Source organism: Methylotuvimicrobium buryatense (assembly GCF_005931095.1).
In the GTDB taxonomy this organism is placed as follows: domain Bacteria; phylum Pseudomonadota; class Gammaproteobacteria; order Methylococcales; family Methylomonadaceae; genus Methylotuvimicrobium; species Methylotuvimicrobium buryatense.
In genome coordinates, this window is record NZ_CP035467.1 from 4,918,884 (window position 1) to 4,945,785 (window position 26,902).

Annotated in this window: 26 protein-coding genes; 15 read left to right on the top strand and 11 right to left on the bottom strand. The window is 47.7% G+C overall.

Annotation, left to right across the window (positions count from 1 at the left end):
* Positions 1 to 15 precede the first annotated feature (15 nt).
* The gene (locus tag EQU24_RS23170; protein ID WP_017841541.1) at positions 16 to 720 is read right to left on the bottom strand and encodes a transposase; all 705 of its coding nucleotides are present in this window, start codon (positions 718 to 720) and stop codon (positions 16 to 18) included.
* 71 nt (positions 721 to 791) lie between these two features.
* Between EQU24_RS23170 and EQU24_RS23175 the strand changes: the two genes are divergently transcribed.
* From EQU24_RS23175 to EQU24_RS21830, 6 genes are all read left to right on the top strand, one after another.
* On the top strand, positions 792 to 926 hold the full coding sequence (locus EQU24_RS23175; protein WP_268869770.1) for a type II toxin-antitoxin system RelE/ParE family toxin: 135 nt from the start codon (positions 792 to 794) through the stop codon (positions 924 to 926).
* Positions 926 to 1,207, top strand: coding sequence for a helix-turn-helix domain-containing protein (locus EQU24_RS21810; RefSeq protein WP_017841540.1), 282 nt, complete (start codon positions 926 to 928; stop codon positions 1,205 to 1,207). Before EQU24_RS23175 ends, EQU24_RS21810 begins: the two co-directional genes overlap by 1 nt.
* Positions 1,208 to 1,669: 462 nt before the next feature.
* The gene (locus EQU24_RS21815) at positions 1,670 to 2,668 is read left to right on the top strand and encodes a hypothetical protein (RefSeq protein WP_017841539.1); all 999 of its coding nucleotides are present in this window, start codon (positions 1,670 to 1,672) and stop codon (positions 2,666 to 2,668) included.
* Positions 2,669 to 2,685: 17 nt separating this feature from the next.
* Positions 2,686 to 2,979 (top strand): hypothetical protein, encoded by a 294-nt coding sequence (locus tag EQU24_RS21820; protein ID WP_017841538.1) that lies wholly within the window; start codon positions 2,686 to 2,688, stop codon positions 2,977 to 2,979.
* Positions 2,980 to 2,993: 14 nt separating this feature from the next.
* A complete protein-coding gene (locus EQU24_RS21825; protein ID WP_017841537.1) occupies positions 2,994 to 3,647 on the top strand; it encodes an HNH endonuclease in 654 nt (217 codons plus the stop codon).
* A gap of 24 nt (positions 3,648 to 3,671) precedes the next feature.
* Positions 3,672 to 5,435 (top strand): DUF262 domain-containing protein, encoded by a 1,764-nt coding sequence (locus EQU24_RS21830; RefSeq protein WP_017841536.1) that lies wholly within the window; start codon positions 3,672 to 3,674, stop codon positions 5,433 to 5,435.
* A 151-nt stretch (positions 5,436 to 5,586) separates the two neighbouring features.
* Here the strand turns inward: EQU24_RS21830 and EQU24_RS21835 are convergent, their stop codons facing one another.
* Complete coding sequence (locus tag EQU24_RS21835) at positions 5,587 to 7,044, bottom strand: IS4 family transposase (protein ID WP_017841535.1); 1,458 nt, start codon at positions 7,042 to 7,044, stop codon at positions 5,587 to 5,589.
* Between the two features lie 405 nt (positions 7,045 to 7,449).
* On the opposite strand from EQU24_RS21835, the gene EQU24_RS21840 reads away from it, so the two are divergent.
* From EQU24_RS21840 to EQU24_RS21875, 8 genes are all read left to right on the top strand, one after another.
* Complete coding sequence (locus tag EQU24_RS21840; RefSeq protein ID WP_017841534.1) at positions 7,450 to 9,441, top strand: N-6 DNA methylase; 1,992 nt, start codon at positions 7,450 to 7,452, stop codon at positions 9,439 to 9,441.
* Positions 9,438 to 10,745 carry a restriction endonuclease subunit S gene (locus tag EQU24_RS21845; RefSeq protein ID WP_017841533.1) on the top strand — a complete coding sequence of 436 codons (1,308 nt, stop codon included), beginning with the start codon at positions 9,438 to 9,440 and terminating at the stop codon, positions 10,743 to 10,745. The genes EQU24_RS21840 and EQU24_RS21845 overlap by 4 nt, the downstream gene beginning before the upstream one ends.
* Before the next feature lie 35 nt (positions 10,746 to 10,780).
* Positions 10,781 to 10,981: a hypothetical protein gene (locus EQU24_RS21850; RefSeq protein ID WP_017841532.1), complete on the top strand. Its 201-nt coding sequence runs from the start codon at positions 10,781 to 10,783 to the stop codon at positions 10,979 to 10,981.
* 357 nt (positions 10,982 to 11,338) lie between these two features.
* Positions 11,339 to 11,554: a type II toxin-antitoxin system VapC family toxin gene (locus EQU24_RS21855; protein ID WP_175421716.1), complete on the top strand. Its 216-nt coding sequence runs from the start codon at positions 11,339 to 11,341 to the stop codon at positions 11,552 to 11,554.
* Between the two features lie 647 nt (positions 11,555 to 12,201).
* Positions 12,202 to 12,465, top strand: coding sequence for a type II toxin-antitoxin system HicA family toxin (locus EQU24_RS21860; RefSeq protein ID WP_017841530.1), 264 nt, complete (start codon positions 12,202 to 12,204; stop codon positions 12,463 to 12,465).
* Positions 12,462 to 12,929 carry a type II toxin-antitoxin system HicB family antitoxin gene (locus EQU24_RS21865; RefSeq protein ID WP_017841529.1) on the top strand — a complete coding sequence of 156 codons (468 nt, stop codon included), beginning with the start codon at positions 12,462 to 12,464 and terminating at the stop codon, positions 12,927 to 12,929. Before EQU24_RS21860 ends, EQU24_RS21865 begins: the two co-directional genes overlap by 4 nt.
* Positions 12,916 to 13,224 (top strand): hypothetical protein, encoded by a 309-nt coding sequence (locus EQU24_RS21870; protein ID WP_017841528.1) that lies wholly within the window; start codon positions 12,916 to 12,918, stop codon positions 13,222 to 13,224. Before EQU24_RS21865 ends, EQU24_RS21870 begins: the two co-directional genes overlap by 14 nt.
* A 773-nt stretch (positions 13,225 to 13,997) precedes the next feature.
* Positions 13,998 to 17,207, top strand: a complete 3,210-nt coding sequence (locus tag EQU24_RS21875; RefSeq protein ID WP_017841527.1) for a type I restriction endonuclease subunit R — start codon at positions 13,998 to 14,000, stop codon at positions 17,205 to 17,207.
* A gap of 405 nt (positions 17,208 to 17,612) precedes the next feature.
* Here the strand turns inward: EQU24_RS21875 and EQU24_RS21880 are convergent, their stop codons facing one another.
* The 9 genes from EQU24_RS21880 to EQU24_RS21920 form a co-directional block, all read right to left on the bottom strand.
* Positions 17,613 to 18,233 (bottom strand): hypothetical protein, encoded by a 621-nt coding sequence (locus tag EQU24_RS21880; protein WP_017841526.1) that lies wholly within the window; start codon positions 18,231 to 18,233, stop codon positions 17,613 to 17,615.
* A gap of 130 nt (positions 18,234 to 18,363) precedes the next feature.
* A complete protein-coding gene (locus EQU24_RS21885; protein WP_017841525.1) occupies positions 18,364 to 20,646 on the bottom strand; it encodes a 2OG-Fe(II) oxygenase in 2,283 nt (760 codons plus the stop codon).
* Positions 20,647 to 20,824: 178 nt separating this feature from the next.
* Positions 20,825 to 21,019 (bottom strand): hypothetical protein, encoded by a 195-nt coding sequence (locus EQU24_RS21890; RefSeq protein ID WP_017841524.1) that lies wholly within the window; start codon positions 21,017 to 21,019, stop codon positions 20,825 to 20,827.
* Between the two features lie 364 nt (positions 21,020 to 21,383).
* Positions 21,384 to 22,160, bottom strand: a complete 777-nt coding sequence (locus EQU24_RS21895) for an energy transducer TonB (protein ID WP_017841523.1) — start codon at positions 22,158 to 22,160, stop codon at positions 21,384 to 21,386.
* The gene (locus EQU24_RS21900) at positions 22,157 to 22,591 is read right to left on the bottom strand and encodes an ExbD/TolR family protein (protein WP_040575763.1); all 435 of its coding nucleotides are present in this window, start codon (positions 22,589 to 22,591) and stop codon (positions 22,157 to 22,159) included. The genes EQU24_RS21895 and EQU24_RS21900 overlap by 4 nt, the downstream gene beginning before the upstream one ends.
* A gap of 167 nt (positions 22,592 to 22,758) precedes the next feature.
* The gene (locus EQU24_RS21905; protein ID WP_017841521.1) at positions 22,759 to 23,286 is read right to left on the bottom strand and encodes a MotA/TolQ/ExbB proton channel family protein; all 528 of its coding nucleotides are present in this window, start codon (positions 23,284 to 23,286) and stop codon (positions 22,759 to 22,761) included.
* Positions 23,287 to 23,305: 19 nt separating this feature from the next.
* The gene (locus EQU24_RS21910; protein WP_235726420.1) at positions 23,306 to 24,469 is read right to left on the bottom strand and encodes a MotA/TolQ/ExbB proton channel family protein; all 1,164 of its coding nucleotides are present in this window, start codon (positions 24,467 to 24,469) and stop codon (positions 23,306 to 23,308) included.
* A gap of 2 nt (positions 24,470 to 24,471) precedes the next feature.
* Positions 24,472 to 25,053, bottom strand: a complete 582-nt coding sequence (locus EQU24_RS21915) for a DUF3450 domain-containing protein (RefSeq protein WP_083877856.1) — start codon at positions 25,051 to 25,053, stop codon at positions 24,472 to 24,474.
* A gap of 261 nt (positions 25,054 to 25,314) precedes the next feature.
* On the bottom strand, positions 25,315 to 25,827 hold the full coding sequence (locus tag EQU24_RS21920) for a PepSY domain-containing protein (RefSeq protein ID WP_017841518.1): 513 nt from the start codon (positions 25,825 to 25,827) through the stop codon (positions 25,315 to 25,317).
* Between the two features lie 380 nt (positions 25,828 to 26,207).
* Here EQU24_RS21920 and rpe point away from each other — a divergent pair, with 380 nt between their 5' ends.
* Positions 26,208 to 26,879 (top strand): ribulose-phosphate 3-epimerase, encoded by a 672-nt coding sequence (rpe, locus tag EQU24_RS21930; RefSeq protein ID WP_014150400.1) that lies wholly within the window; start codon positions 26,208 to 26,210, stop codon positions 26,877 to 26,879.
* Positions 26,880 to 26,902: the final 23 nt, after the last annotated feature.

The window sequence follows — 26,902 nt, forward strand, 5'->3', positions numbered from 1 at the left end:
CTAAAAGGGGTCAGGTTACTTTTTATTGCCATCTCTTGCTTTTTTGGGGCGACCTTGCGGCGCAATTTTGACGCGTCGACCCAAAACAGCCTCGATTTCATGCTGAAACTTGTCCGAACCGAGCGCGCAGTCTTTGTTCAAGTGCGCGCGTATCGCTCTAATGTCATTGTCGGCCAAGGCTTGCTTGCAGAGTTCGCGGTAGGACATTGCTCGGGCCTTGGGTTTCGCAGCCAAAAGGCGATATTCCGGCGGCTCCTCCAACCATTCCATGCCGCTTCCGGTCACATGATGCCGGCAACTGGACCACCGGTAATCCCATGGATAGTCCACCATGCCGGCCCGGACCGGATTCAATTCAATATAACGCATGCAGGTCAACAAGTAACGCTCGCTGTCGATCAAACTCGATTTGAAACGCCCTTCGAAGAGCGTTCCGGTGCGCTGGTAGGTCTTATTGATGTAACGGACATACCGCCGACCGACCGATTGCATCAAACCGGAAATCCCGCCCGGAGCCTCGCTCACTGACAACAAATGAACATGATTCGTCATCTGAACGAAAGCGTAAAGCTTGCAATAGTTCTTCGCCAAGGCTTCACACAGATATTCGAGATAGATCGAATAATCATTTTCATCAAAGAAAATGGGTTGGCGATTATTGCCGCGTTGCACAATGTGCTGCGGGATATTAGGCAAGTCGAGGCGCGGGAGACGAGGCATGGCTTTGGTATGTTTAAAGGACTAACGAAATAATAGCACAATAATGTAACCTGACCCCTTTTCTCTTTCGCGTGCTCTATGTCGCCAAATTTGCCAACGCTGTCTATATGGTGCACTGTTTTCAGAAAAAGGCCCAGAAAACCAATCAGGCAGATATTAATTTAGCCGCCAAACGCTATCGTGATTTACTAAAGGAGTTAACCTAATGAATAACGAGCAATTTTCCAGTGTGTGGGATGCTATCGAAGACACGCCTGAGGAAGCCGAAAACATGAAACTTCGTTCGACTCTAATGAAGATTTTAATAGATCACATTACCCGCGCCGGATTAAATCAAGCGCAGGCCGCAAAATTGTTCGGCGTTACCCAACCGCGTATCTCTGATCTTATGCGCGGCAAGATTAATTTGTTTGGTCTAGATGCCCTAGTCAATATGGCCGCATCAGCCGGTTTACATATCGAGATGCGGGTGCGAGAAGCGGCATGATAATACTGCAGCATGGGCCGCAGCGTGTTTTCCGGCGTTAATGCTGGTCAGGCTGTTTTATAAAGTCAATCGATTATGCAAACCTTTAAACAAATCGACCACGATATTGCCGATCCCCCGAACGTCCAGGCCTCCTATGACCCCAAAAAGTAACCTGACCCCTTTTATGCGTCCCCTTTTATGATGGCGTTGCACAATGTGCTGCGGGACATTCGGCAAGTCGAGGCGCGGGAGACGAGGCATGGCTTTGGTGTGTTTAAAGGACTAACTAAATAATAGCACAAGAATGTAACCTGACCCCTTTTCTGGACCCCTTTTCTGACCCCTTTTCTCCGGCTCCATCTAATGCCCCTTTTTAAAAAAGGAAAAAATGCCTCCTAAATTCCTTGAATAATTCACAAAGGACATGTATACTCTTAATCGTCGGGAATAAATGACTCCCAAACCAACTAAGTGGGCAGTATGATAACACTTTCAAAACTCACAAAAGAAGACGCCAAAAAAGCCGCGATGGAATTTCTTGGAATTATCGCCATGTGGACTGATTGTTTCTTTGATGAAAAAGCCGGCGCCAGATTGTTGAAAATCGATGAAGAAAGCTATGAGGGTGGGGATATTAACTATGACGGCTCGACGGAAGCACTCGAATCTTATATTGAAAAAAGCGATTTAGAAAATTCAGTTTTTGTAATACGAATTCAAGAAATTTTTAATTTTGCACAGACAGGTGTGTGGGATGGAGTTGATAGCATCAATGGTAATAATAATTTAGAAGCTTGGATATCTGATGCATTATTAGAGTTAGGTACATTTCAAAATGTATTTGGTTCACGACCTAGATTATCGTTTAAGGATGATGGGGTTACGATGCTAGGTGGTAAAGATGATCCTATTTTAGAAACATTATTTACGATTACCGAAGCTGCACGCGCAAGATGGAATCTCCTAGAACGCCTTGATTTAACATTAGACGAGATTGCCTTGCTAGCCGGGGTAGGAATTAAAACCGTTAGAAATGCCGTTAGCTCAAAAGGGCCTGATCGCTTGATAGTTGCCGGTCGCCAAGAGGACAAAACGGTTGTAGATGCCGATGAAGCCTACCGATGGCTATTAACCAAAAGGGGATTTACCGGACCATTTCTATATGAAGAAGAACCACCATACAACACATACGAAACGTTAGGCCAGTTTAGGCATCATTGTTATGTCCTGAGGACGTTGGCGAAGCTGGAGATTGCCGACTTAGCAAAACAACTGGGTTGGAATAAGTCACATACCCAGGCATACAACAATTTGGAAAATTTAGACGTCTCCGAGAGGTTAAGCATTTTGACGCCCAATACATTGTTGGAGCTGGGCAAATTTTATAAATCTGAGAATCTTAATACTTTTGTAATCGAAGGCAGCCGGATTTTGGCTTCGGCAGTCGCCGAGTACCAAGCCAAACAATTGTTCAACTGAATCAAAGGTAAGCCATCATGATTTTAACCAAGCACGCAGAAACTAGAATTCAACAACGCTGTATTCCCAAGCTTGTGCTGGACTTATTGATTGAGCATGGTGCGGTCGAACACCAGCATGGCGGAACAGAGTTGATTTATTTCAAGGAGAAAAATTTTCAGAAAGCCCGAAACCAATTGGAAAGGTTGCTGAAAGAGTTCGATAAATTGAAAGACGTTTACATGATCAAAAGCCACCAGGCGGATGAGCAGATAGTTGTGACTACGGGTTATTTAACTGGTAGCCCGCGGACTAAAACGCATAGGCAATAAACACGGGGCAAAATATGCAAGAGAAAGTACAGAACAAACTCATTAACAGAGCAATTGATGTTTTTTCTGCGGAGTTTGGCACTCCATCGCGTACCACCGCCAAAGTATTAGCATGGGATATCAGACACGATCTTGGATCCGTCATGCAGATTGACGGTCCAAACAGTGAGCAAGGTGTCTATATCTGGTTACCTTATCCAACAGAAGGCCAAGCCGTACCAGAAATTGCCCTAGAATATCCAGGGGAAGCTGGTCGACATAGTAATACATACGCATCGCCTGGACTGAGCCGAGGGTTGCCTGTAATCAAATTGTTTGTTCGCACAGAGACACAGTTGAGAGAAACGATAGACTTTATTAAAGCTTTTCGTGATTCACTTCCATTGTCGGACATCAATGAGGAAGAACTATCTGATCAAATCGCTATGCCAGTCGACGGATCAGCACTCCCAACGCCCAAAGAGATAAAAAACAGGAGAGAGGCTATTCCTAGAGCGGTTCAAAGAGAGGTGTGGCAGAGAGACGGAGGCCGTTGTGTTGAATGTGGTACCAAAGAAAAGCTGTGTTTTGACCATATCATTCCATTTTCACGAGGCGGAAGTAATACGATCAGAAATCTTCAGTTACTTTGTGAGCGGTGCAATTTATCAAAGGGTAACCGAATTTAATTATTAATATAAAAAGGATAAAAAGTGTCTTACAAATCAACAACAATAGCCGACACACTCGGTAAGCTTAATAAATCTTATTTTCTACCCGCTATACAAAGGCCATTTGTTTGGGAAACAGAACAGATTGTTCGCTTATTCGACTCGTTGATGCAAGGTTATCCAATCAGCTCTTTTCTATTTTGGGATCTCAAATCGGAGAACCGTCAAAGCTGGGAAACTTATAAATTTGTTAAAAACTTTAAATTCGGGGAAATACACGATGAAAAGACAGACGCATCCGAAGATGATGATATAACCCTAGTTCTTGACGGACAACAACGCCTAACATCATTGATGATTGGTTTAAAAGGGACTTATACAGTTAGAATAAAAAATCAGAGAAAAAATAACCCTAACGCATGGGTTCAACAAGCATTATTTCTAGATTTATTGAAAAACTCCAAGCCGGACGCCGAGGAAGAAGATTATTTTGAGGACATAAGTTATGGGTTTAAGTTTTATGACGAAACTCTCCCACCTCGTAATACGGCAACTAACAAGTATTGGTTTAAGGTCGCTGACATTCTAACCTGCCATGATCGTGACATATATGACGATCTTCATGATAACTTGCTTGAAGAAGCTGGCTCACTTTCTAGAGAGCAAAAAAAAATATTCAGGGCCAATTTAGATAGGCTTTATCACGTAATATGGAATGAACAAGCAATTTCCTACTACACAGAAAAAAGCCAATCTTATGATAAAGTTCTCGATATCTTCATTCGAGCCAATGATGGCGGCACAAAGTTAAGCAAGTCAGATTTACTAATGTCAATGGTTACGTTGAAATGGTCTGAACTCAACGCAAGGGATGAAATCAATCATCTCGTGCTTTACTTGAACAATGAATTGGAAAGTGAAAATAATGTTGATCGTGATTTTGTTTTGCGATCTGGATTATTGCTTTCAGAGCTTGATTTCTTGTTTAAAATCCAAAATTTTACTAAAGACAACCTTGCAATCATTGAGGCAAATTGGCCCAGCATAAAAGAAGCGCTAGAAGTATCATTCAGAACAGTTAATTTGTTTGGAATAGCAAAACATAACTTAACGAGCTTAAATGCTGTTATGGTCATTGTCTATTATTTTCATAAACTTATTGAACTTGGTCGTTTAGATGATATGAAGAATGATTCAAGAAATTTAGAATCAATCAGACACTGGTTAGGAAATGCTCTGCTCAATGGAATTTTTGGTGGACAGGCTGGTGTGACTATTGGAATAGCACGCCGTGTCATTCGTGAGGAAATAAGTTCATCGTATTATTTTCCAGGCAACCAATTAGTTGCTCAAATGACTTTGCGTGGTCGTTCCGCGGAATACGATCCACTTGCCATAGAAAAGTTTCTAGGCCTCAATTACAGTAAAAAATTGGGATTTGTTGCACTGTCTTTACTTTATGATCAGTACGATTGGCTAAATGTTCGTTTTCAAAAAGACCATCTTTTCCCTCTAAGTTTTTTTGAAGAAGAAAAACTTGTGAGCGCTGGTGTATCAGGAAATTTAATAGAAACTTATATAGCTTCTTCTGACCGTATGCCAAATTTGGTATTGCTTTCGCGAGACGAATTTATCGAAAAATCACAAATGGACTTTAATGTATGGATTCAGACAAGAGAGGATAGCTTTTTTACTCGGCACTTACTGCCGACAAATCTTTCGCTATACAGGCTCGAAAACTTTCCCGCATTTATTAAGCATAGAGAAGAATTGATTACTGTTCGTTTAAAAGAATTTTTTAAATAAATAGTTTACTTCTTATACAGCCTATCAGATCAGAGGTATATATCAGACCCCTTTGACAAAAAACAGCAATTCAGGCGTAATTGTTGGCCTCTCCCTTTAAAAAATAGGGGTTGGGGGTAATGCCACTAAGTTAATTAGGCATTAAAATTGCCTAAACATTAGCGCATCTCATAATTTGATCTCCCTTGCGTTTTGCTAATAGCTGTTCTTTAACCTGAGCGCGCGGCGCGGATAAATAAGGAAACGGGTTTGTCGGTCGTCGTTTCACAGCTCTCGGCTCAATTCTCGCTTCACGTTCGCCGATCGTTTTGGATGCCACGATCTCCAAGACGTTGTTAATCCAATTCAACAGGGTTTCACCAGTCGTTTGCGCGAGACTCGAAGCGAATTCTTTGTAGCTTCCCAAGGCTTCTGTAAAACTAATTCGGCACGGCCAAACATGATGGCGTATGCCAGCTTGCAGCATGAGCAAGCGAATCAGATTGTAAGCCAGCAGACATACGGTGAGCTCTTTTCGTGCCATGGCAGGTGTCTTACAGCGTAACGGCTCCATCTGCATGACCTTTTTGATAAAAAGGAGATCGATTTCAATTTGCCAGCGGTGCCGATACAATTTCCGTAGTGCGTTTTTCCGATAGTGCTTGGCATCCACTAATGTGGTCATGTAGGTTTGCCCAAAGATCCGAAAAAACCGCACCGTGATGTGATCCGCCAGGGCCTCATACGTTTCAGGCGTCATCCATTCCGGGCGCTTAGGCTTCTTGAGCTCAAATAGACGGTCAGTAGAGTCACCGCGCAAGCATACGCCTTGCGACCAATCGATTTTGCGATGGCTACGCATCGGGCATAATAGCTCGGCATCGCGTTCACGGAACTGAGCTATCGTCCAGAAATTATCGTAATACTGGTCCATTAGACAGATATCATGGGGCTGTACTGTCGTTGCCATCAGGCGTCTGAGTAAAGCCGTCTCACCCGTTCCTTTGCCGCAGTAGGGTGCAACTTCCGCGCCCAATAAACCGCCGTGATTGAGCGAGGCCACGATTTCAAGACGCAGAATCGGGAAGCCCAAGCCGGCCTGTTGATTGGATTCTTGCGGGTAAGTCTCTTGGTTGGCGCAGGTATCTGCCAGGGTCAGCGTGCTACCGTCGACCAGCTTAACGGGATGGCCTCGCCAGGACCAGTGCGTTCGACTCGCCGCTTCTAGTCGTTCCCCGGTATAGCGGATGAGCTCTCGTGGTAAACTTTCCGGGAGTTTTTGCCGGGCTTGGCAATACGCGGAGGTATTGCCCGAACAGCGCGTTTGCCCGCAGTTAATTTGTTCGGTTTGCACTGATTTGACGGCATCGCTGCAACTGCCATGCTTCAAAGCCTGCTTAATGAGCGCCAGCAAAGTCACGAGCGGCGTCCAAATCCGCTGCCGGAGCGTGTGCGGAACAGCCTCTTCAGCGTCTTTCAAAAGCCGCTGGAGTGGCTCGGTCGGTAATAAATCCTCAATACCTTGAGCGTCGAGTTGTAAAAATTGCTTTTTAAAGCGTTCGAGTTGTTCTTGGGGGGTGGGATAAGTTGCGCAGACACTTCTCCTGTTTTTAAGGAATATTGATGCCAACTCAATCTTACCAAATAGCAACGCTATTGTATTAAGTTTATTGTTATTTTATAAATGCAATTTAAATGCCACCTTAACTTAGTGGCATTAGGGGTTGGGGGGATTTATTATAAAAAATCTCCCCTTACCCTAAGGTCACTGAGTTAAGTTGGCATTTAAATAACTTATTGAAAATGGCAACGTTAAAAGGAGCCCGTTGTTCTCTATTATCACTATCTTTTGCTTTTTTGTGCGCCCTCGTACCTGTGATCCCTAAACTGGGAATTGCCGGGATGCCGGCTGGGATTAAACAAATCGAAACGTCCATGATAGGATAATTCGTATTAAATAGGCCCCGACCGAGGGTCCAGCGGCTCATGCCGCATTCCCGACGCCAAAAAATAACGGAAGCTCGCCGACAACTCGATGAATCAGCAACAAATTAAACAACTCGAAACCGAACTCTGGGCCAGTGCCGATAATCTGCGGGCCAATTCCAAACTGACAGCGGCGGAATACAAAGACCCTGTGCTAGGGCTGATCTTGCTGCGCTATGCGCAAAACCGCTACGAGCAAGCCAAGGTTGCCATTGAAGTCGCCATGCCTGAAACGCCGCGCGGCAAACTAAAACCGACTAAAGAACACTTCTTGGCGGCGGGAGCCATGCTGGTTCCCGAGCAATCGCAATACGACTATCTCGCCAATCTGCCCGAAGGCGTCGGCATTTGCGAAGCCTTGAATACCGCGATGCGGCTGATCGAGGAGGAATACCCCGATCTGGCCGGCATTTTGCCGAAAAATTATCAGGAGCTGGACCCCGATTTACTGCGCGAACTCATTCGGGTATTTAACAAGGATTCGGTCAAAAACCTTAGCGGGGACGTATTCGGCCGTATTTACGAATATTTTTTGATGAAGTTCTCGATGAGCGGGGCCGGCGCGCAGGAAGGCGGCGAATTCTTTACCCCGCCGTCGTTGGTGCAATTGATCGTCAACCTGATTCAACCCGACCACGGCATCATTCACGATCCGGCCTGCGGTTCCGGCGGCATGTTCGTGCAAACCGGCCACTTTATCGAAGAGCACGGCGGCAAAAGCGTCAATGAAACCATCAAATGCTACGGCACCGAGTTAAAGTCCAACAATGCCAAATTGGCGAAAATGAACTTGGCGATCCACGGCATCGAAGGCAAGGTCATCGAAAGCAACAGCTTTTACTCCGACCCGCACGACCTGATCGGCCAATGCGACTTCGTGATGGCCAATCCGCCGTTCAACGTCAACAAGGTCGACAAAGACAAGGACTACGTCAAGACCGACCCTCGCCTGTTTAAAGAGGTCGGCATCCCAAAGGCCGACAACGGCAACTATCTGTGGATACAGTATTTTTACCACTATCTAAACGCCACGGGCCGCGCCGGTTTCGTCATGGCCAGTTCGGCCACCGACGCCGGCAACACCGAAAAAGCCATCCGCCAAAAACTGATAACAACCGGCGCGGTGGATTGCATCGTTTCGGTGGGCAATAATTTCTTTTACACCCGCTCGCTGCCTTGTCATGTCTGGTTTCTGGATCGCGGCAAACGCGAAAAAAACCGCGACAAAATCCTGATGATCGATGCGCGCAACACCTTCCGCAAAGTCACGACTACGATCAACGATTATTCGCCCGGGCAATTGCTGACCTTTGCCGCGATCATGAACGCCTATCGCGGCGATTCAGATGCAATAAGTAACGCAGTCATGCAATTGCAAGCCCAGGCGATTGAACAAGCCGCTGATTTGATAGAGGCCGTCAACGAGTTACGGCAACAGTGTGCCGGCATTATGTTTAACAACACTGCGTTGAACTTTAAGGCCGCACAACTTGAATTGGCGCAATGCGTCATCCTGGCTAAGGATGCCGATTACGCCGCTTGCCATGCCCTATTGCAAACCTTTGAAAATCCTGTGCCACGGCTGGCGGCTTTGCTGGAAAGCTACAAAACCCAACTGGATACGGACAAAAAAGCGCTGGATAAAAAAGACAGCACCGGCAAAAAACGATTGGATGAGCAAGGCAAACTGCTGCGCGAATTGAACGCCGCGATCAACGCCTATCAAAACCGGTATTGCAAAAGCCAGGTCGGCGAACCGTTGCACGATTACAAGCAAGCCTTGAAAGACTGGCATCATTTGACCCAATACTTTCCCGACGACCGTTACGCCGATATCGAAGGCTTATGCAAGATCGTCGATTTGGCCGAAGTGGCGGAAAACGACTACAGCCTGACGCCGGGGCGGTATGTAGGGTATAGCATCGAAGTGGACGAGGATTTTGATTATCAAAAGCGTATGACAGAAATTAATGCTGAGTTATTCGCCCTCAATGAAAACACAAATGCAATGATGGAGCAGATTCTGAGGTTAGGATTGTGAGTAACAATTGGAGTTTTGTTAACTTTGGGGAAGTTTTTGCTGAACCTGTCAGAAATGGGGTTTATAAAGCCGCTGAATTCCAAGGCAGTGGAATGCAGATTGTCAATATGAAAGAGCTCTTTGGATATGAATTCATTGGCAATCAAAAAATGAGAAAAATAGAGCTTTCCAACGATGAAAAAGAAAGGTTTCTTTTAAAAAATGGTGATTTGTTATTTGCTAGAAGATCAATTGTAGAGGAAGGATCTGGAAAAATATCTCTTATTAAAGGACTAACAGGGGAGTTGACCTTCGAATCTTCAATCATTCGAGTCCGACTAAATTTAGAAAAAGCGTACCCTCTTTTTTATTATTACTATTTTTCTTCTCCGGTTGGTAAGCCATCAATTACTGCTTTAAGTTCCGGTGTAACCGTAAAAGGAATCAGAGGTAGTGATTTAAGAAACGTTAAAATTCGCTATCCTCCGCTAACAATACAACAAAAAATCGCTGCCATTCTGTCCGCCTATGACGACCTGATTGAAAACAACTTAAAACGCATCAAGCTACTGGAAGAAATGGCGCAAATCACCTATGAAGAATGGTTTGTACGCATGAAATTCCCCGGCCACGAAACCACGCCGATGGATTCGGAAACTGAATTGCCGGTAGGATGGTCTCGGGGAAAACTTGGTAATTTGGCATCATACATAAATAGAGGAATATCTCCTGATTACGTTGAAAGCGATGGGTCGTATGTAATAAATCAAAAATGTATTAGGGAGCATTTTGTTAATTTTGACGAAGCAAGATTCACTTCAAAAGAAAGAAAAATACCTGATGAAAAATTAATAAAAAAATTTGATATTCTAATTAACTCTACAGGAACAGGAACATTAGGTAGAGTTGCTCAAGTATTCGAATCACCAAGCCCTTCTACTGTAGACACTCATGTCACTATTGTTAGGGCTAGCTTTACTATATCAGCATTGTATTTAGGAAGGGCTTTAGAACATATTGATTCTTTTATCGCAAATCTTGGCAAAGGGGCAACGAATCAACAAGAGTTATCCAGAACTGATTTGGCAGAAATCGTTAAGATAGTAGTCCCAACAAAAGATCTACTAATAAAATATGATGAATTTTCATCACCTCTTTATGAATCCATTTCAATATATCGATCTCAAAACCAACTCCTAAAAGAAGCCCGAGACATCCTGCTGCCGCGTCTGATGACCGGCATGATCGATGTCGAGCAGTTGGATTTGCCTGAGCCATTAGGTGAATTGTCATCAAATCTGACACAAGAGCCGCAAGCCGCATGAGCGTTTTATTTATCACTTAGTTCGGAGATACAGCCATGCTACAAGAACAAATCATGAAGGAATTGCAGGATATTCCTGAAGACAAGTTAGCGGAGATTTATGATTTGATTCATTACTTCAGGTTGGGTTTGAAGAAAGAGCCCCCGCAAAGGCGCCAACCGGGATTATTGCCCGGAAAACTAGGCGATGCCTTTTTTGAGCCGCTGCCTGATGCCGAATTGGACGCATGGGAATGAGCTATTTTATCGATACCCATGTTTTGCTGTGGTGGGTATTTAACGACCCCAAGCTTTGTGCCGTGAGCCGCGATATTATCAGCGACCCCGCGCATAGAATTTTGGTAAGGATTTCGCTAAAAATAACTTTCTGGAGTTATGAGCTTTGTTGAGGGTTCGGTAACTCGCCTGGCAGGACGCCGTGAATACTTCCTTGTAGGCTTGACGGCGGCTTTCCCTGCCGCCGACACCTGCCAATCGAGTTACCGAACCCACTAAAATAGGGAAGTTATTTATGACCAAATTCTAAGCAGCGCATCGGCCTGGGAAATTGCAACGAAATACCGGATAGGCAAACTACCCGAAGCCAAGCCGTTATTGTCTGATTATCAGGGTTTTCTTCGGAAAATGGGCTTTGCGGAATTGGCTATTACGTCGCGTCATGCACTAAAAGCAGGAAGCTTGGCGATTGCGCATCGAGACCCGTTTGATCGAATGTTAATGGCTCAAGACGAGCTAGAGTCTGTTCCGATCATTATTTATGACAAAGCTTTTTTGATAGGCAATGTACAGGTTATTCCAAGCGCTAAATGATGGTATCAATTGATAGTCTTTATTTAGAGCTCGGAGCCACGCCATTCCCGTATTCCGCTACGCTGCATACGGGCTACGCGCTTTAATAGCAAATAAGAAAGGGCTGGAGCATAATTATACTCATCGTAGATGAAAATTCGGCCTCGGGGTGCCCGTCAAAGGACGCCGTAAACCCAGCACCTAAATTCCATAGGTCTTTGGCAATGATTCAAAATCATGGCTTATTTAGGTGCTGGGTAAATACGTCCATGTAGGCTCTATGCCAGCTCCATGCTGGCAAAGCCTTTACCGAACACCCCGAGGCCTCCTCCGGCACTGCCGAAATTTGAAGTGCGAAAGGTATATATCAAGGAGAGTGCGGTAAAGTCGGTTCACTTGGCGCATAAACCATTGAATAAAGCTTTATCCGTTGCGGGGCGTCAGTATGCCGCTGCCTTGAGCTCACGCAAACCAATGCCTTAGGACATGGATTTCTGCAAAAAGCCGCTGACCGTACTTCAACCTGGGCGAAGAGGTATAAAAGACTCTTGCCATCATACACTAGTGATGATCTTTAAGTTTTGAATGTGAAATTGACGATAAGAACATTACAAATGATAATGTGTAACCGTTTTTTAGTTACAAAAAGAACTTTCTAGTCTAAAGTTATGTCGAAGCAGCAGAAAGCGCTAGAAAGATTGACCACACAACCAACTCCTTCCGACATCACATGGGATGAGTTAAAAAAGGTTCTAGAAGGATTTGGCTATAAAGAACTAAAAAACGATGGGTCAAGACGAAAGTTTTTTAACAAAGAATTAGAAGCGGTGATCAATCTTCACAAGCCACATCCAGGCAACATTGTTAAAAAGATCTACATTGGACAAGTCATTGACCACCTAACATCAAAGGGGCTGATAGATAAGAAATGAAAACACTAAAGTACAAAGATTACGAAGGAACTTGCGAAATAGATGCCGAAGAAGAAATTTGTTACGGAAAGTTGTTGTTTATTGATGATCTAATTACCTACGAAGCCGAGGCACCAAAACAGTTGAGGCAAGAGTTTGAAGCGGCGGTGGACGACTATATTGAAACCTGTGCAGAGCTTGGGATCGAAGCTAAAAAGCCTTTGAAGGGCCAATTCAATGTCAGGGTTACGCCGGAATTGCATAAAGAGGCCATTCTAAGATCGTACAATGACGACGTATCTTTGAATGAAATTGTTAAACGCGCATTAGAGGCTTATCTGTATGCAAGCCATGATGTGACCAACCCCTTCAATATATCGATAGCTGGCCAACAAAACCCAGTGATCAACTCGATTCCATCTTCGGAACCCCAGTGGTTTAACATGCCTATCAACCCTGCCGATGCTCCTTATGCAAGACACTAACGAAATTATTCAATCACCAAAGGCTGTAGCTCCCGTATTGTCGCTCCGCGACTTAACCGAATTATTAGTTAAACATTATGGAATTCACGAAGGAAAATACGATTTATTGATGGAATTTCAGATTGGGACCGGTATGTTTGGCCCTACGCCTGAGGCTACGTTACCGAGCGCCTTAGTAGGGATTTCTAAAATTGGTCTGATGCCTACCCGCGTTGAATCAGCTACAACAGTCGATGCAGCTATCGTTAATCCTTGTAAGCCGAAAAAAACGAGGAAGAAAAAGGTCGAAGATTAAGCGTTTTAACCTGAAAGAGCAGTTGGCATGTGCAGAAGACCGTTCGTGCTGAGCCAAGTCGAAGCATGAAGGGTCTACTGCACTTTCACCGGCCTGATGAAGCCTCAAACTACCGTTCACCCTTCGACAGGGCTCTCCTGAGCGTAGCCGAAGGGCTCAGGGCGAAAGGTAGTTTGAAGCTCTCAACTGCTCTTTTTAGGTTTAAAGATGAGTACTAGCACGGGTCGGTTATTCAATCCGACCGGAACGTTTTGAATTGCTTTGGTCCTGGACGAAGCGTTCATGGAGAGATTTTAAGCCCGGCCCCTCCATTCCCTCATGCTGAAATCTAAATTTCGATAGCGCCGTAGGGTGCGCATCGCGCACCTTTCCACGGTTCCGAACCGACGAGGCCCCGACCCAGGTGCGCGATGCGCACCCTACGCCTGGCGCTTTATAAGCTATAATCACCAACAATTTCCAAGATGGTTAACCCAATCAACGCCACTCCGGATCGGCTAAATGGGCCATACTACCGGGCAACCTGTTCTGAATTTTTTCAGCTCATGGCTAATCCTGATACAACCGTAGAGCGTTCGGCCATTGCATTTTTATTTAACTGTAATTCGGAAATTCGGCAATAGTTATTAAAAATCAGACACTTGCTATTTATCTGTTAAATTTGGAAGTCAAGGCGGCGTAATAGCCTTAAAACTCATCGCTTAACACAATTAACCAAGACTCAAAAAACTTAGCTAATCTTATATTTTTTAAAGGCATAACTATTTTCTGCAATGAGCTACGAATATTCGGAAGACGGCCTGATTGAGACCGCGACACAAGAGGTGCTGGAGGATCTAGGCTGGACGGTGGTTACGGCCTGGCAAAAGGAATCCCTGGCAACTCAGGCCGACCGTAGCGACGGTTTGCTGGGGCGGCTGAATAAATCCGAAGTGATTCTGGAGCGCTATCTGTTACAGGCGCTACGGACATCGAATCCCGATGTGCCGGAAGCCGCTTATCAACAAGCAGTGAATGTGCTGAAGGAATCAGCGGCGGACAAGCATCCGGCTGCGATTAATAAGGATAAACATGATCTGCTGGTCAAAGGCGTTCCGATCAGTTATCAGGACGAGAAAGGAGTATTGCAGAAAAAACGCTTGAAGGTCTTTGATTTTGACGTCCCGGCGAACAATCATTTTCTAGCCGTCAGGCAATTTGAGGTAGTGGGTAAATTATATAACCGCCGCCCCGATGTCGTGGGGTTTGTGAACGGCATTCCACTGGTGTTTTTTGAGTTGAAAGCCCATCACACCGATTTACGCCATGCGTTTGACAATAATCTCTCCGACTATAAAGACACCATCCCCGAAATTCTGCATTGCAACGCGTTTATCATTCTGAGCAATGGCGCCGATAGCCGGGTCGGTACGTTGACCAGCCCGTATAAATTTTTTATGGAATGGAAGCGCATCGAGGAGGAGGACGAAGGCGTGGTGAGCCTCGATACATTGCTACGCGGCACTTGTGCGCCGCATCGTTTGCTGGATTTGTTCGAGAATTTTTTATTATTCGATGGCGAAGGGTCCGAAGTCACCAAGATCATGGCCAAAAACCATCAGTTCATCGGCGTCAACAAGGTCATCGATCGATCGGCCCATATTGAAGCGCTAAAAGGCAAGCTGGGCGTGTTTTGGCATACTCAGGGTTCCGGCAAGTCCTATTCGATGGTGTTTCTGTGTCAAAAAATTCTGCGTAAGTTGGGCGGCAGTTACACGTTTTTGTTGGTTGTCGATAGAACCGAGCTGGAAAATCAGCTTTACGACACTTTCAGCAGCGTGGGCGCGGTGACCGAGGATAATGTACGCGCCAAGAGCCGCGACCATTTACGTGAATTATTGACCGAAAATCATCGTTATGTGTTCACGTTGATTCACAAGTTCTCGATCGATCCCAAGAAGGAAACGGACTACCCTCTGATTACCGATCGCCCCAATATCATTGTGATTTCCGACGAGGCGCACCGGACTCAAGGCGGCGCTTTTGCCGGCAATATGCGTTTCAAAGGAATTCCCAACGCCTCTTATCTGGGCTTTACCGGTACGCCGATCATTAAAAACGAACTGGAACTGACCCGGAATATTTTCGGCGAGTATGTTTCGGTGTATGACTTTAAGCGGGCGATCGTCGATGGTGCAACGTTACCGCTGCGTTATTTGAATCGCGGCGAAAAGCTGGGTATCGAAAACCCCGATCTGGACGAACGCATGTCCGATATCATCGATGATGCCGAGTTGAATGACGATCAGCGGCGAAAACTGGAACGGGAGTTTAAACGGGATTATCCGATTTTAACGTCCGAGCGACGATTGGATGCGATCGCCAGGGATTTGGTATGGCATTTCAATGACCGCGGCTATCAAGGCAAAGCGATGTTTGTGGCGTTGGATAAACCGACTGCCGTCCGGATGCACGACTTGGTTATGAAATATTGGCCGGAATATGTCGCCGAACTGAAACAGCGCATTCACGATGCCGACGATCAGCAAGAAGAGCTGAAACTCAAGCATCATTTGAAACGGGTTGAAGCGACCGAAGTGTGCGTGGTGGTTAGCCCCGAACAAAATGAAGTTCGGAAATTCGCCAAATTGGGCCTGGATATTGAGCCGCACCGCAAAAAAATGGTCGAGCGCGATTTGGAAACCGAATTCAAGGATGACGATAATCCTTTTCGTTTAGTGATAGTTTGCGCGATGTGGATTACGGGTTTTGATGTGCCGAGTGTCTCAACGGTGTATCTGGACAAGCCGATCAAAGGGCATACGCTGATGCAAACCATCACGCGCGCCAATCGAGTCTATGACGATGAAAAGGAAAACGGTTTGATTGTCGATTACGGCAATGTATACAAACAACTGGAAAAAGCCTATTCAATCTATGGCGAAGGCGGCGATAGGGGTAAACGCAAAAACGGCGATGAGGAAAATGACTCGGGCCGGCCCTTGGAAATGCTGGTTGCAATGGCCGACGAGTTGGCCGATGCTATTTTAACGGTACGTCAATTCTTGCAGAACGTAGCGTTCGACTTGGATAAATTATTGCTTGCCGGAACCGCCTTGGAGAGGTTGAGCCAATTAAAACAAGCAACCAATGCCGTGTGTTTGAATGCAACCATGCGGACTCGATTCGAAGTTGCGGCGCGCGATGTTTTCAGAAAATACAAGGCGTTGTATCCGGAACCCGAAGTCAAACCTTTTATTCAGGCTTTTAACGCGATTGAAGCGATCTACGAGCAGTTGAATCAGAAAACCAAGCTGGCCGATATTTCCGATGTCATCCGCAGGCTGCAACAAGAAGTCGATATTAGCGTCAACGTTCGAGACAACGAAATCCGCGATAACGATTTTGTCGATTTGAGCTGCTTGGATTTCGATAAGCTTCGGGCGGCGTTTGCCAAATCGAAGCAAAAAAACGCGGTGGTGTTCGATCTGCAAGCAGCGATTCAAAAAAAACTGGAGCAAATGGTTCAGCAGAACCCGCTTCGTCTGGAGTTTTACGAAAAATATAAAGCCATCATTGCCGAATATAACCAAGGCAAGGACATTCAAGCCGTTCAAAAAGCATTCGACGATCTGAATGATTTCATGCAAAACGGGCTGATGCCGGAAACGGAAAGAGCGATGCGCGAGGGTTTGGATGAAGAAACTTTGGCGATTTTCGATTTACTGAAAAAACCGGAGTTGACCAAAGCGGAAGACCAAAAAGTTAAAGAAGTTGCTAAAACGACGTTGGCGACCTTAAAAGCGGAAAAATTGAAAATCGAGCGTTGGCGCGAAAGCACTCAAGTCGCCGCGCAAGTGAAAACCCTGATCGATCACAGTCTACAGTGGTTGCCGCAAGAGACCTACCCGGATGAGGAAGTGGATATGAAAAGTTTGCTGGTTTACCAGCATATCTACGCTAATTATCAAGGCGCAGGCGAGAGTCGCTACGGCCATTTTTGAAAGCTCTCTCGCTCCCAAGCTCTAGCAGCTTGGCGTGTATACAAGTAGAGCTTGACGGTAGGCATTCACAAGCTGGAGCTCTCGCCGTTATACATAAGTCGTAGATACCGTCTTGCCATCTTGGCGAATAAGACCTCGATACCTTTTATTGTTGCTTAACGTACCCGGCTTCGAAATCGCGACGAAGGCGTCGCTCCCACAAGGGGCAGGATGCTCTGTGGGAGCGATCCCCAGATCGCGATTTCGGAGCCACTGATGTTCAATATCCGCAGTTTTTTCAAACAGCACCGTTGCCGGGTATACGATGACCTTTGTTTAGCAATTTTACCGATATTTGTGTATAACGATAAGAGCTGGAGCTTGGGAACGAGACAACGAAATCCGAAGTTGCAGTACAGTTTTGTTTTAAGACGGTTTGCCGTCAATACGCCATTGCGTTTGATCGCGGCTCGGCAAGTGCCGGTCTCGATCGTAAGGAGGTTCGACATGAGGAGGGATGAGATCTTCCGGCCAATCTTTCGCCCAGTTGCGACGTTCTTCTTTATCCGCATAAAAGCGAAGGTAAAGCATCATATCTGTCTCGCTGCCGCTGCCCAATATATCGATATGGAAGGCCGAATCGTTATCTAACGGCATAACCGGGCCTTCCTCGCGCAACACGTCATGCCAAAGTATTTCGTAGAGTTCGCGGTCGTTAAGGTGATCCGTGCTGTAAAGAAACATGCGCAGCATCGCTAGACCATTAATGACCTCCCACAATTTGGCGCTGAGTTGCGTATCGTCCAACTCTTCCGGGCTCGGTAAGGTCATGCCGCATTGCAACAGTAAGTCGAAGGTCGCTACCCATTTCGTATCCTCGTACGCATCGATATAGTCCATAAACTTTTTATTCAATGCTTCGGACAACTCGTCCATTTCACCGGATATGAACCCTTCATTGATAAATTCATCGGCGCGGCGTTGCAAATCCCGCAGCGTTTCTTGGTTTTCATCGTTTTTTTGCTTCTTCGCGGCTTTTTTAGGCATCGCGGTCTCCTTAAATAAATCGGTCAAAAATGGCGGATGTTGTTCGCCATATCTCTGATTTCATTATTCCAGCACAGCTTGCTGAACTTTGTCTAGCAAGTGTTAAATACTCTTAAATTAACCGGATGAGTTAGTCAACCGTAATTTGCGCAAGCGTATCCCGGTATTTTTGATGTTGCTCGGCATGCCGCCGATAACTTGCCTGGTTTTTTGTACAAACCAGACTATAAGGCCTATGACTACGGTCGGTCGCGCAATCGACATCGCTCTTGCTTCGCCGGATGATTTCCTCGACATGCGAACGCCGCGCCTCGGGTGCCTTCAAAGTCCATTGAGACTGTTCAGGATTGTCGAGAAATGCGCTTAACTCCGCGCAGTCCTTGCACTTACAAGTCAAGGCACTATGTCTTCGCCAATCCTTCGGTTGTACCGGTTCGTCGGCTATGCGGGTCTGTAGGTAGCTTGTGATAACAGCGCGAAGCCGTGTCACTACCGGCAATGGGTGGCCCGTCAACAGCAACAAGGCAGGCGTCAGAGTCGTCTCGATATTGTAGCGATTAGGCCATTTAAGCATATACTCCAGCGTTTTTTCGGCCAAAACGGGCTCGATCGCGCTGAAACTTTCCAATACATCCGCCGCCATCTCGGGAGTGATTTTAAGCCTTTCGATCTCCCAAGGCTGTAGTTGTGGAAAGCGCTTGGCGTCGCCGGGCAATGCTTGGTATAAAATTTCGGCGGCCGCGATCAATGCCGGCGCCTGTTCGGGTTTGCTCCAGCAAAAGGCGGCCAGCAGCGCGGTGCCGGCTTCCAGTGCTTTATAGCCGCCGATTTTGATTGCACTTTCCAGTCTGCGGACCACCGAGTTCCACGGCAATAGCTCGGAAGCCCTTACCAGCTCGGAGCAGTCTTCCTTGTTGTAAAATCCTCGTTCGGCAATGATCGACCAAAGCCGGTCAATGTGTTCGCTATCCTGCAAACGCAGCAATAGATTCAAGAAATCGCGCACTACGGTAGTGCTTGCGTAGCCTTGCGGCTGGAAGGAATCCGGTAACCAATCGCGCAGCATGAAACCCGCCAGGGTACGCGCATTTCGGCGAATATCGGAGTCGTGCGGCTTGCCTTCATTTTCCCATTGTCCGCACAATTCGATCAATTGGTTTAGCGCGGCTTTCGCTCCCGCTTGATTGATGATCGCCAAATGACCGGCGCGCGGCCAAATGACCAGTGCGGCGCTTCGATAGGTGCGTTCGAAGGATGCGCCCGCATTACCGGTCGCTTCTTGAAATTCGATATCGCAGGCTTCCATTTGTTCGAAAGCCTCCGGCGGACAAAATTCATCCGCGCTAAACGGCAATACGGGTAATTGCGGTTGACTACCGTCGATACTTCGCCATTCGGAAACGGTTTCGAAACGATCGAAAACCTCACCGATTTCGTATTCGAAATCATCGTCGTCCCAATAACGGCGCCGGCCGCTTCCGGTGTAGATGGGTTCCGCACTGCCGCTTTCCGCCATCGTCACCAACGCCAAATAAATCTCGCAATCGGCTTTCCCGGCGGCCTCGGTCAATACTTCGGCAAGTGCGGCATCGGCATTTTTAAGCGCGTCAAATCCTAATTCGGCCTGCGTATAAGCATGCTCCAGTGGATAAATCAGTTTTTCCGGAAGTTCGCGATCGCTAATATTTGCCAGCGACGCCGCCCAATCGCGCAGTAATGAAGCAGCTTGTGTTTGTTGCCGGCGATAATCGGGCGGTTGAGGCAATGGCGCTTTGGTGTCCGGTCGTACCAGGTTATAGATTAAGGTCAACCGGCAACCTTCGGAAACCGGCAACACTTCATGCCTGCAATCGGCATAAAACGCCGCGAAAGCGATTTCGGACGGATCTTCTCGATACAAATCGAGCGTGACTTCTTCCTGACGATGACTGATACGCAATTCGCCGCCCCGGTACAAAGAGGGTAGGACAATCACCAAAGTCGCGAACATGCCGGCGGTTTTCTCGGTATCGCGATGACCGACAAAGAAACTGCCGGCATCGTAGACCAGCAATTTGTAAAGTTCCGCTCGCACTTCGCCGGCCACGCCCAAACCTGCTGCGGCCTGGCCGACAATGGCATCGAGCTGCGCCCGCCAGTGCTTGCCGCTGAGTTTGATTTGTCCGGCATCGATTTGCCAAGTGCGCCGAACCTCGGTATCGACCAATGTTTCGCGGCCTTTGCCGTATGGCGCGCGCTCGGCGGCCGCAATCAACAGTTCGGCCTGTTCCGGCAGTATGGGCAACGCGATCCGCCCGACGCCGTCGACTTCCAAACTTGGAGGAAAAGCATCGATGGAACCGGTGGCATAAAAATTTCCAGGCGTCTGAATATCGGACAGACATTCGAATAGTTGTTCTGTAATCGCTGGCATCGTGGGAGGTTCTCTTGAAATCGGGTAATAAAAGCATATTGTCCACGAAACGCTCAAAAATCGCGAAAAGATTCGATTAGTTATACTTCCCAAGCCATTTACCTAATGGGCCGTCGAAATATTGCCGCGGATTTTGTAGAAATCGCTTTTTTGGATAAATTGCTCTATTTCACCGGTGCTAATTCAATGACTTGTCATCCCGTTCCTTAGCCTTCGGCTCGTCCACTTGATAAAGCTCCAGCACCAGGTTTTTAAACCAAAGCGGCTTTTTCCAAACGATATAGACCGCAACCAGTGTCGTAATCGGCAACGGAATGATATCGATCGTTTCCAACAAAACGAAGCCCGCGATTAGTTTTAATTTGGCTTTCATGTGTGCAATGTCTTGGTGCCATGGATATTGATATTCCGATTAAGAATGAGCACAAGATAACTCAGACTGTTGATGCTCTCACACCAGCCCTTTTTCAGATGAAGAGGGGTACTTATCGTTCTCACGCTCTGCACTCGTCGTTATACATAAATTGTGTATTGCCATCTTAGCCAATACGACCTCGATAGCATTTATTGCTACCTGACGTTTGCGGCTTCGACATCGCGATCTGGGGATCGCTCCCACAGAGCATTCGGCCCTGGGAGCGATAACCTGTCTAGCAAGTTACCGATACGAACCGCAGAGCGTGGGAACCATTTAAAGAAGTTATTTCAGCTTGTTCCTCAGCGAATCGAAAGCTCGACTAACGCCGCCTATCGAGCCGAAAGCTGATTTCTTGAACCACTCGCTGTTCGACGGCGCGGCCGTCCTTGTGTGTCGGTTTGAATCGCCAGCGCCGGATCGCTTCGAGAGCCGCCTGATCGAAAATTTGCTTCGGATTGGCATCGATGACTCGGGCATCGCCGACCGTCCCATTCGGCTTCACGACGATTTCCAGGCGAACCCAGCCTTCGATAGCGCGTTCGCGCGCCCGACGCGGGTAACGCGGCATCGTGCGCGATAACACCACCAAGGCTCGATCGCCCGCGCCGCTGTTTCCCGCACCGGTGCCGTCACCGCTTGCCGCCGCTTCGGTCTTGTCGGTCGACCAATCCGACGGCGGCGCGGTCACGCGTGAGTCGGTGCCCGGCACGGGTGCCAATTCAGGTCCGTCTCCTTGTTTGGGAATATCGATGCGGGGGGCCGGAACGCTTGGCGATGGCGTTTTTTTGGGGGCCGATTTCCTTGGAGCGGCACGCTTGACCGGTTTCGGCGTGACGGCTTTGGGCTTGGGCCTTACCGGTTCGGGCTCGGCTTTCGGCTCCGGTTCGGGAGGCTCGATCGGTTTGGACTTCGGTTTCGGCTCTTCGACCTTCGGCGGCATGCGAATGAATTCGATCGCTTGCGGTTTCGCTTCCGAAATCAATGCGGCTTCTCGCCGGCTGATCAATGCGCCGATCAAGAGCAGCAAAGCTAGGTTAATGATCAAGGCCGCGACAAACGACGCCGACAACACCCGGCCCGAATGCGCCGGTTTCATGAAGGGTCCGGCTCCGTACTGGCCGCCACCGAGATTGTGGCCAAGCCGGCTAAGCGCAGTTGGTCCATGACCTTGATCAACAGCCCTGTGCTGGTCTTTTGATCGGCCAAAATAACCACGGACCGGCTCGGTCCCGAGAGTCCTTGTTGTTCGATCCGGGCACGCAGCATGCGTATATCCACCGAGTCGTTGTTCAGCCAGATTTGTTCATCCGAGCCGATCGTTACGATCAAATCGGTATTTTGCTGAGGTGTGGCCGTCGCGGCTCTCGGGCGCTGAACCGCAACCGTCGATTCGCGGATGAACGAGCTGGTCACCAGAAAGAAAATCAACAAAATGAAGACCATGTCGATCAACGGTGTCATGTTGATCGTATCGGAATGATCCTCGTTGTTGTCGTTACGGCTTTTGAATATACTTCGTGCGGTCATGTTTGCGGCTTTTATGGCAATGCTATTTTGTTCGAGAGCAAGGCGCGAAAACAGACGCATAGCAAGCTATGTAACTGTTTTCGCAACGCAGCTATCGAACAAAAGAGCGAGTTAGAAAACCGTAAATGTGGCCGCGCGAAGTATAATTTTTTTCGATTCATGGCAATCTATTCATAACGACCGATTTGACTGCGAAACCGGCGCTCGCCTGTGCGCGCCCGCCGAGTGAGATCGTAACCGACCGCCACGCCGAATAAACCCAACACCAAACCGGCCATTGTCGTGATCAATGCCTGAGAGACCCCGCGCGCGACGATGCGCGGCTCGGCACTACCGAACACGCGAATCAAATCGAAGGTTTCGACGATGCCGGTCACGGTGCCCAATAAACCCAGCATCGGCAGAATACCGGACAATGTTTTGATGAGCCGCAGATGGCGGCGCAGTAAAAAAGTGACTTCAGCGGTCTCGATGATCAGCACGACACGCGAGCGCAAAACCGGAAGATTGTTTTCGATATAGGCGGGAAAGACAAGCAGCAAATACCAATAACGCTCCAAAACCAATGTCCACAATACGAGCGAAACGGCCAGCAGCGGCCACATGACAGGCCCGCCCATCGCGATCAAATCCTCGATGTGCTGTTCGGCGCGCTGCAGCGAAATGATCAGGCTTTCGATAATATCGCCGTTCATCGCTGTTTACCGTTAGGTTTTATTCGGCGGCATGCCGTTGCTCGAGACGTAAAGCCAGAGCCGCCGCGACATGGGCTTCCAATAAATTGCCCAAATTTTGGCATCTGCCAAGCAACAAGCTATGGAACAACAAAATCGGAATCGCGGCTACCAGCCCCAGCACGGTTGTAACCAGCGCCTGCGAAATCCCCCCCGACATCAATTTCGGATCGCCCGAGCCATGCAGTGCAATGGCTTGAAAGGTTTCAATCATGCCGGTGACGGTACCGAGCAAACCCAACATCGGAGCAATCGCCGCCACTAATTTCAAAAAGGCCAGGGCGCGCTCCAGTTTGATCCGCTCGCCGGTTAAGGCTTCCTCGACGGTCAAATACAAAGCCTCTTCATCGCATGCGGTCTCCTGTTCCAGCTTGGCGAGAACCCTGCCTAAGGGGTTGTCGAGCCTCAAATCGGTCGTTTGCAGTTGCTGTTTGATGCGTTTACCGACCAGGGTCAGATCAACGAAACGGTATCCGCTGAGCGCGTAAGCGAAACCAGCCAAGATCAGAATCAAACAACCGACGATGCCGCCTTGGGCGATGCGTTCTTGCAAATTCGGAATTTGCACCAATAACTGCAAGGTCTGCCCGCCTGACGGGTCGATCGCGACCGGCGCCAGCGTATCGGCATTCACTTGCTGAAATCGGCGCGCCGAATTGAGCAGGCTCGACGCCGGTTGGCGCGGCAATTCGACCAATCGGTCGATCTCGGGCGAATACGCCAGATAACGCCCATCGGCGATGAAGCTGAAACCGCCGAGCCTTAGTACTTCCTTGTCGACGGCCTGACCGCTAGGTTCATAAACCGGCGCCTGAATAATAGACACACTCCCTAAGGCATCGAGTTGCTGCTGTAAACTGGTAAATAATTCCTTTAGATCTTCTGTCGCCGGTATCTGTTTAGAGTCGGCCAATTGTTCGAGCAAGGCCCTCTGCCGGGCAGCATCGCCGGCTAAAAAAAGCTGCTGGTATAAGGGCTTGAGGTCCGAAGCGCTTTCTCGAATCGCCAGAAACAATGCGGCCTTGGCCGCCAGCTCTTCGTCCAAACGGGTTTCCAATTCCGGCGGCGTCAATACGGCTTCGGTTTCGGCTTGGGCGAATGGGGCCAAAGCAAGCGCGAGGCATAAGACAAACCAAAATTTCATATTCATGGCTTCCTAGGTCCCGGCAGCGGCAGTTCGATCAATTGCGGCGGCTCCAATTTCCGCGCGGTGCGCAGCCCTTGAGTAATCGCTTCATTGCCTTCCCCGGACAAACGCTGCCAACGGCGACTATCGTTAAGCCAAATGCCCGATTCGCGGCCATTGAGGGTTTGGTAATACAAAGCCAAGCGCCCGATGCTGAGGAAGTCCACCAAGCGCTCGTTTCCGTCGGTTTTCAGCAGAGCTCGATAGGCATCGATGGTCTTCGCATAATCGAGCTCGACCCGGTACGCTTCGACGACGCGCCGATATTGTTCCGGCAAATCGGCATCGGGATCGTTCAGCAAGATTTCCAGCCGGACTATACGCTTTTGACGCTCTTCGAGTTGGAAGGGCGGACCCTGTTCGATACGCTGTTTCAATTCGGCAAGGGCGTTTTTGAGCTGTTCTCGTAACTCGGACTCGAACCGTGACAATACATCAAGCAAAACGGCCTTATCTTCGGGCTCGCCAGACGGACTTATTTTCGTTTGTGCCGAGGCTTGCGCTTCCTTTTCGACTGGCTCGGCCGCATCAACGAACGGCATCAGTGAAATGAAAACGGTGATTGAAATCAATCGGAGGGGGAAATATGGCACTGCGAAATTTTCGAGAAACAACTGAAGAAAGAGAGATATGCTGGTCGAAGACTCTAGCAGGTGAAGGTCGATCAAGGCAATGGGAAAAACTCCCAAAAAACACCCCTGTTAAATGGCCAATCTACCGTATGGTTGGCAATGTCCTGGTCCGTGCCAAAAAATCGGATGCTATTGTAGCGACAATAGCATCCGTAATTACGACTCGCCTTATCAATCCAAGCCGATTTGATAGACCACTTCTTCCGGGTCGCTGAGCTTGCCGTTGATTGCATCGACTTCAACTTCAAGCAGCTTGCCGTCGGCGGTTTTGATATCGAACTCATAGGCAACGCCGCCGTCCGCTTCGATTTCATATTCGATTTTCATGACGCTGCCCGGATACTTGTCCAATGCCGTTTTTAACGCCGCATCCAATCTGACTTTAGCCTTCGACGTAAATTCCGGATCGTCGGCCGCGACTTCGCGCTCGGTTTCGGATATTTTACCGCTTGCGGCATCGCATTCGACTTCCCAATGCTTACCATCCTTGCCGTGGATATCCAATTCATACTGAGGCTTACCGTCTTCGATTTCGGCCCGCATTGATACTATATCCCCAGGATGAGCATCGAGCGCCGATTTCACGCAACTATCGACAGGTCCTTTGTGATGTTCGAATTGCGCATAAGCAGCCGGAGCAAAAAACAACGGTGCCAACAACGCAATTATCATTTTCTTGTTCATAATCATTCTCCTTGCTATATGGACGAGTTCTACTCACTTTATACTCAAAAATGGTAACTTTATGAAGATATGGGGTGTGGCTAGCGAGGATGTCGGCAGAGCTGCCGTCAAGCCCCCATGGAGGGGTTCACGGCGTTCCTCGATGACACATCCCATACCTTTTATTCTTAGACGGTTTTCAATCTAAAAGGAGTATAAACGAACAGAACTACGACTCGATTATAGTCCTCGTCTATCCGACTCTACAATAGCTCCAGAGTTGTTTTTTGAACTTAAACTTGATATCGCTTGCCTCACTGAATACACTTATAAATCAATGCGGGATCAATTAATAAAAAAAGACTATAATTGCTTGTTTTGTTTTAATCGAGGATAAAAAAATGGCCCAAAACTGGATAGCTCCTTCCATTCTCTCTGCCGATTTTGCCCGCTTAGGCGAAGAAGTCGATAACGTTTTAGCGGCCGGTGCCGATGTTGTCCATTTTGACGTCATGGACAATCATTTCGTACCCAATTTAACGATCGGCCCATTGGTTTGCGAAGCATTAAGAAATCATGGCGTTACCGCTCCAATCGACGTGCATTTGATGATCGATCCGGTCGATCGAATCATCCCGGACTTCGCTAAAGCCGGCGCCAGCTATATTACCTTCCATCCTGAGGCTTCGGTTCATCTGGATAGAACCTTGCAATTGATCAAAGACCAAGGTTGTAAAGCCGGCTTGGTATTCAACCCGTCGACTTCTCTGCATTATCTCGATCATGTGATGGATAAACTCGACATGATTTTGTTGATGTCGGTCAATCCGGGCTTCGGCGGACAGTCGTTTCTGCCATCGGCATTAACCAAACTGCGCGATGCAAGAAAACGAATCGATGAAAGCGGTTTCGATATTCGTTTGGAAATCGACGGCGGCGTCAAAGTCGACAATATTCGTGAAATCAAAGCGGCAGGCGCCGATACCTTCGTTGCCGGTTCGGCGATTTTCGGCAAACCGGACTACAAAGCAGTCATCGACCAAATGCGCGCGGAAATTGCAAAAGCCGAGTAAAAACGACTTTTTTGTAAATCTCT

Bases quoted from the DNA above. Each gene is read 5' to 3' on its own strand.
- EQU24_RS21890 (WP_017841524.1), bottom strand. From the start codon at position 21,019: ATGAAAGCCAAATTAAAACTAATCGCGGGCTTCGTTTTGTTGGAAACG.
- EQU24_RS21810 (WP_017841540.1), top strand. From the start codon at position 926: ATGAATAACGAGCAATTTTCCAGTGTGTGGGATGCTATCGAAGACACG.
- EQU24_RS21880 (WP_017841526.1), bottom strand. From the start codon at position 18,233: ATGCCTAAAAAAGCCGCGAAGAAGCAAAAAAACGATGAAAACCAAGAA.
- rpe (WP_014150400.1), top strand. From the start codon at position 26,208: ATGGCCCAAAACTGGATAGCTCCTTCCATTCTCTCTGCCGATTTTGCC.
- EQU24_RS21910 (WP_235726420.1), bottom strand. From the start codon at position 24,469: ATGAAATTTTGGTTTGTCTTATGCCTCGCGCTTGCTTTGGCCCCATTC.
- EQU24_RS21915 (WP_083877856.1), bottom strand. From the start codon at position 25,053: ATGCCGTTCGTTGATGCGGCCGAGCCAGTCGAAAAGGAAGCGCAAGCC.
- EQU24_RS21820 (WP_017841538.1), top strand. From the start codon at position 2,686: ATGATTTTAACCAAGCACGCAGAAACTAGAATTCAACAACGCTGTATT.
- EQU24_RS21840 (WP_017841534.1), top strand. From the start codon at position 7,450: ATGAATCAGCAACAAATTAAACAACTCGAAACCGAACTCTGGGCCAGT.
- EQU24_RS21900 (WP_040575763.1), bottom strand. From the start codon at position 22,591: ATGACCGCACGAAGTATATTCAAAAGCCGTAACGACAACAACGAGGAT.
- EQU24_RS21885 (WP_017841525.1), bottom strand. From the start codon at position 20,646: ATGCCAGCGATTACAGAACAACTATTCGAATGTCTGTCCGATATTCAG.
- EQU24_RS21920 (WP_017841518.1), bottom strand. From the start codon at position 25,827: ATGAACAAGAAAATGATAATTGCGTTGTTGGCACCGTTGTTTTTTGCT.
- EQU24_RS21905 (WP_017841521.1), bottom strand. From the start codon at position 23,286: ATGAACGGCGATATTATCGAAAGCCTGATCATTTCGCTGCAGCGCGCC.
- EQU24_RS21865 (WP_017841529.1), top strand. From the start codon at position 12,462: ATGAAAACACTAAAGTACAAAGATTACGAAGGAACTTGCGAAATAGAT.
- EQU24_RS21895 (WP_017841523.1), bottom strand. From the start codon at position 22,160: ATGAAACCGGCGCATTCGGGCCGGGTGTTGTCGGCGTCGTTTGTCGCG.
- EQU24_RS21860 (WP_017841530.1), top strand. From the start codon at position 12,202: ATGTCGAAGCAGCAGAAAGCGCTAGAAAGATTGACCACACAACCAACT.
- EQU24_RS21875 (WP_017841527.1), top strand. From the start codon at position 13,998: ATGAGCTACGAATATTCGGAAGACGGCCTGATTGAGACCGCGACACAA.
- EQU24_RS21870 (WP_017841528.1), top strand. From the start codon at position 12,916: ATGCAAGACACTAACGAAATTATTCAATCACCAAAGGCTGTAGCTCCC.
- EQU24_RS21850 (WP_017841532.1), top strand. From the start codon at position 10,781: ATGCTACAAGAACAAATCATGAAGGAATTGCAGGATATTCCTGAAGAC.
- EQU24_RS21815 (WP_017841539.1), top strand. From the start codon at position 1,670: ATGATAACACTTTCAAAACTCACAAAAGAAGACGCCAAAAAAGCCGCG.
- EQU24_RS21825 (WP_017841537.1), top strand. From the start codon at position 2,994: ATGCAAGAGAAAGTACAGAACAAACTCATTAACAGAGCAATTGATGTT.
- EQU24_RS23170 (WP_017841541.1), bottom strand. From the start codon at position 720: ATGCCTCGTCTCCCGCGCCTCGACTTGCCTAATATCCCGCAGCACATT.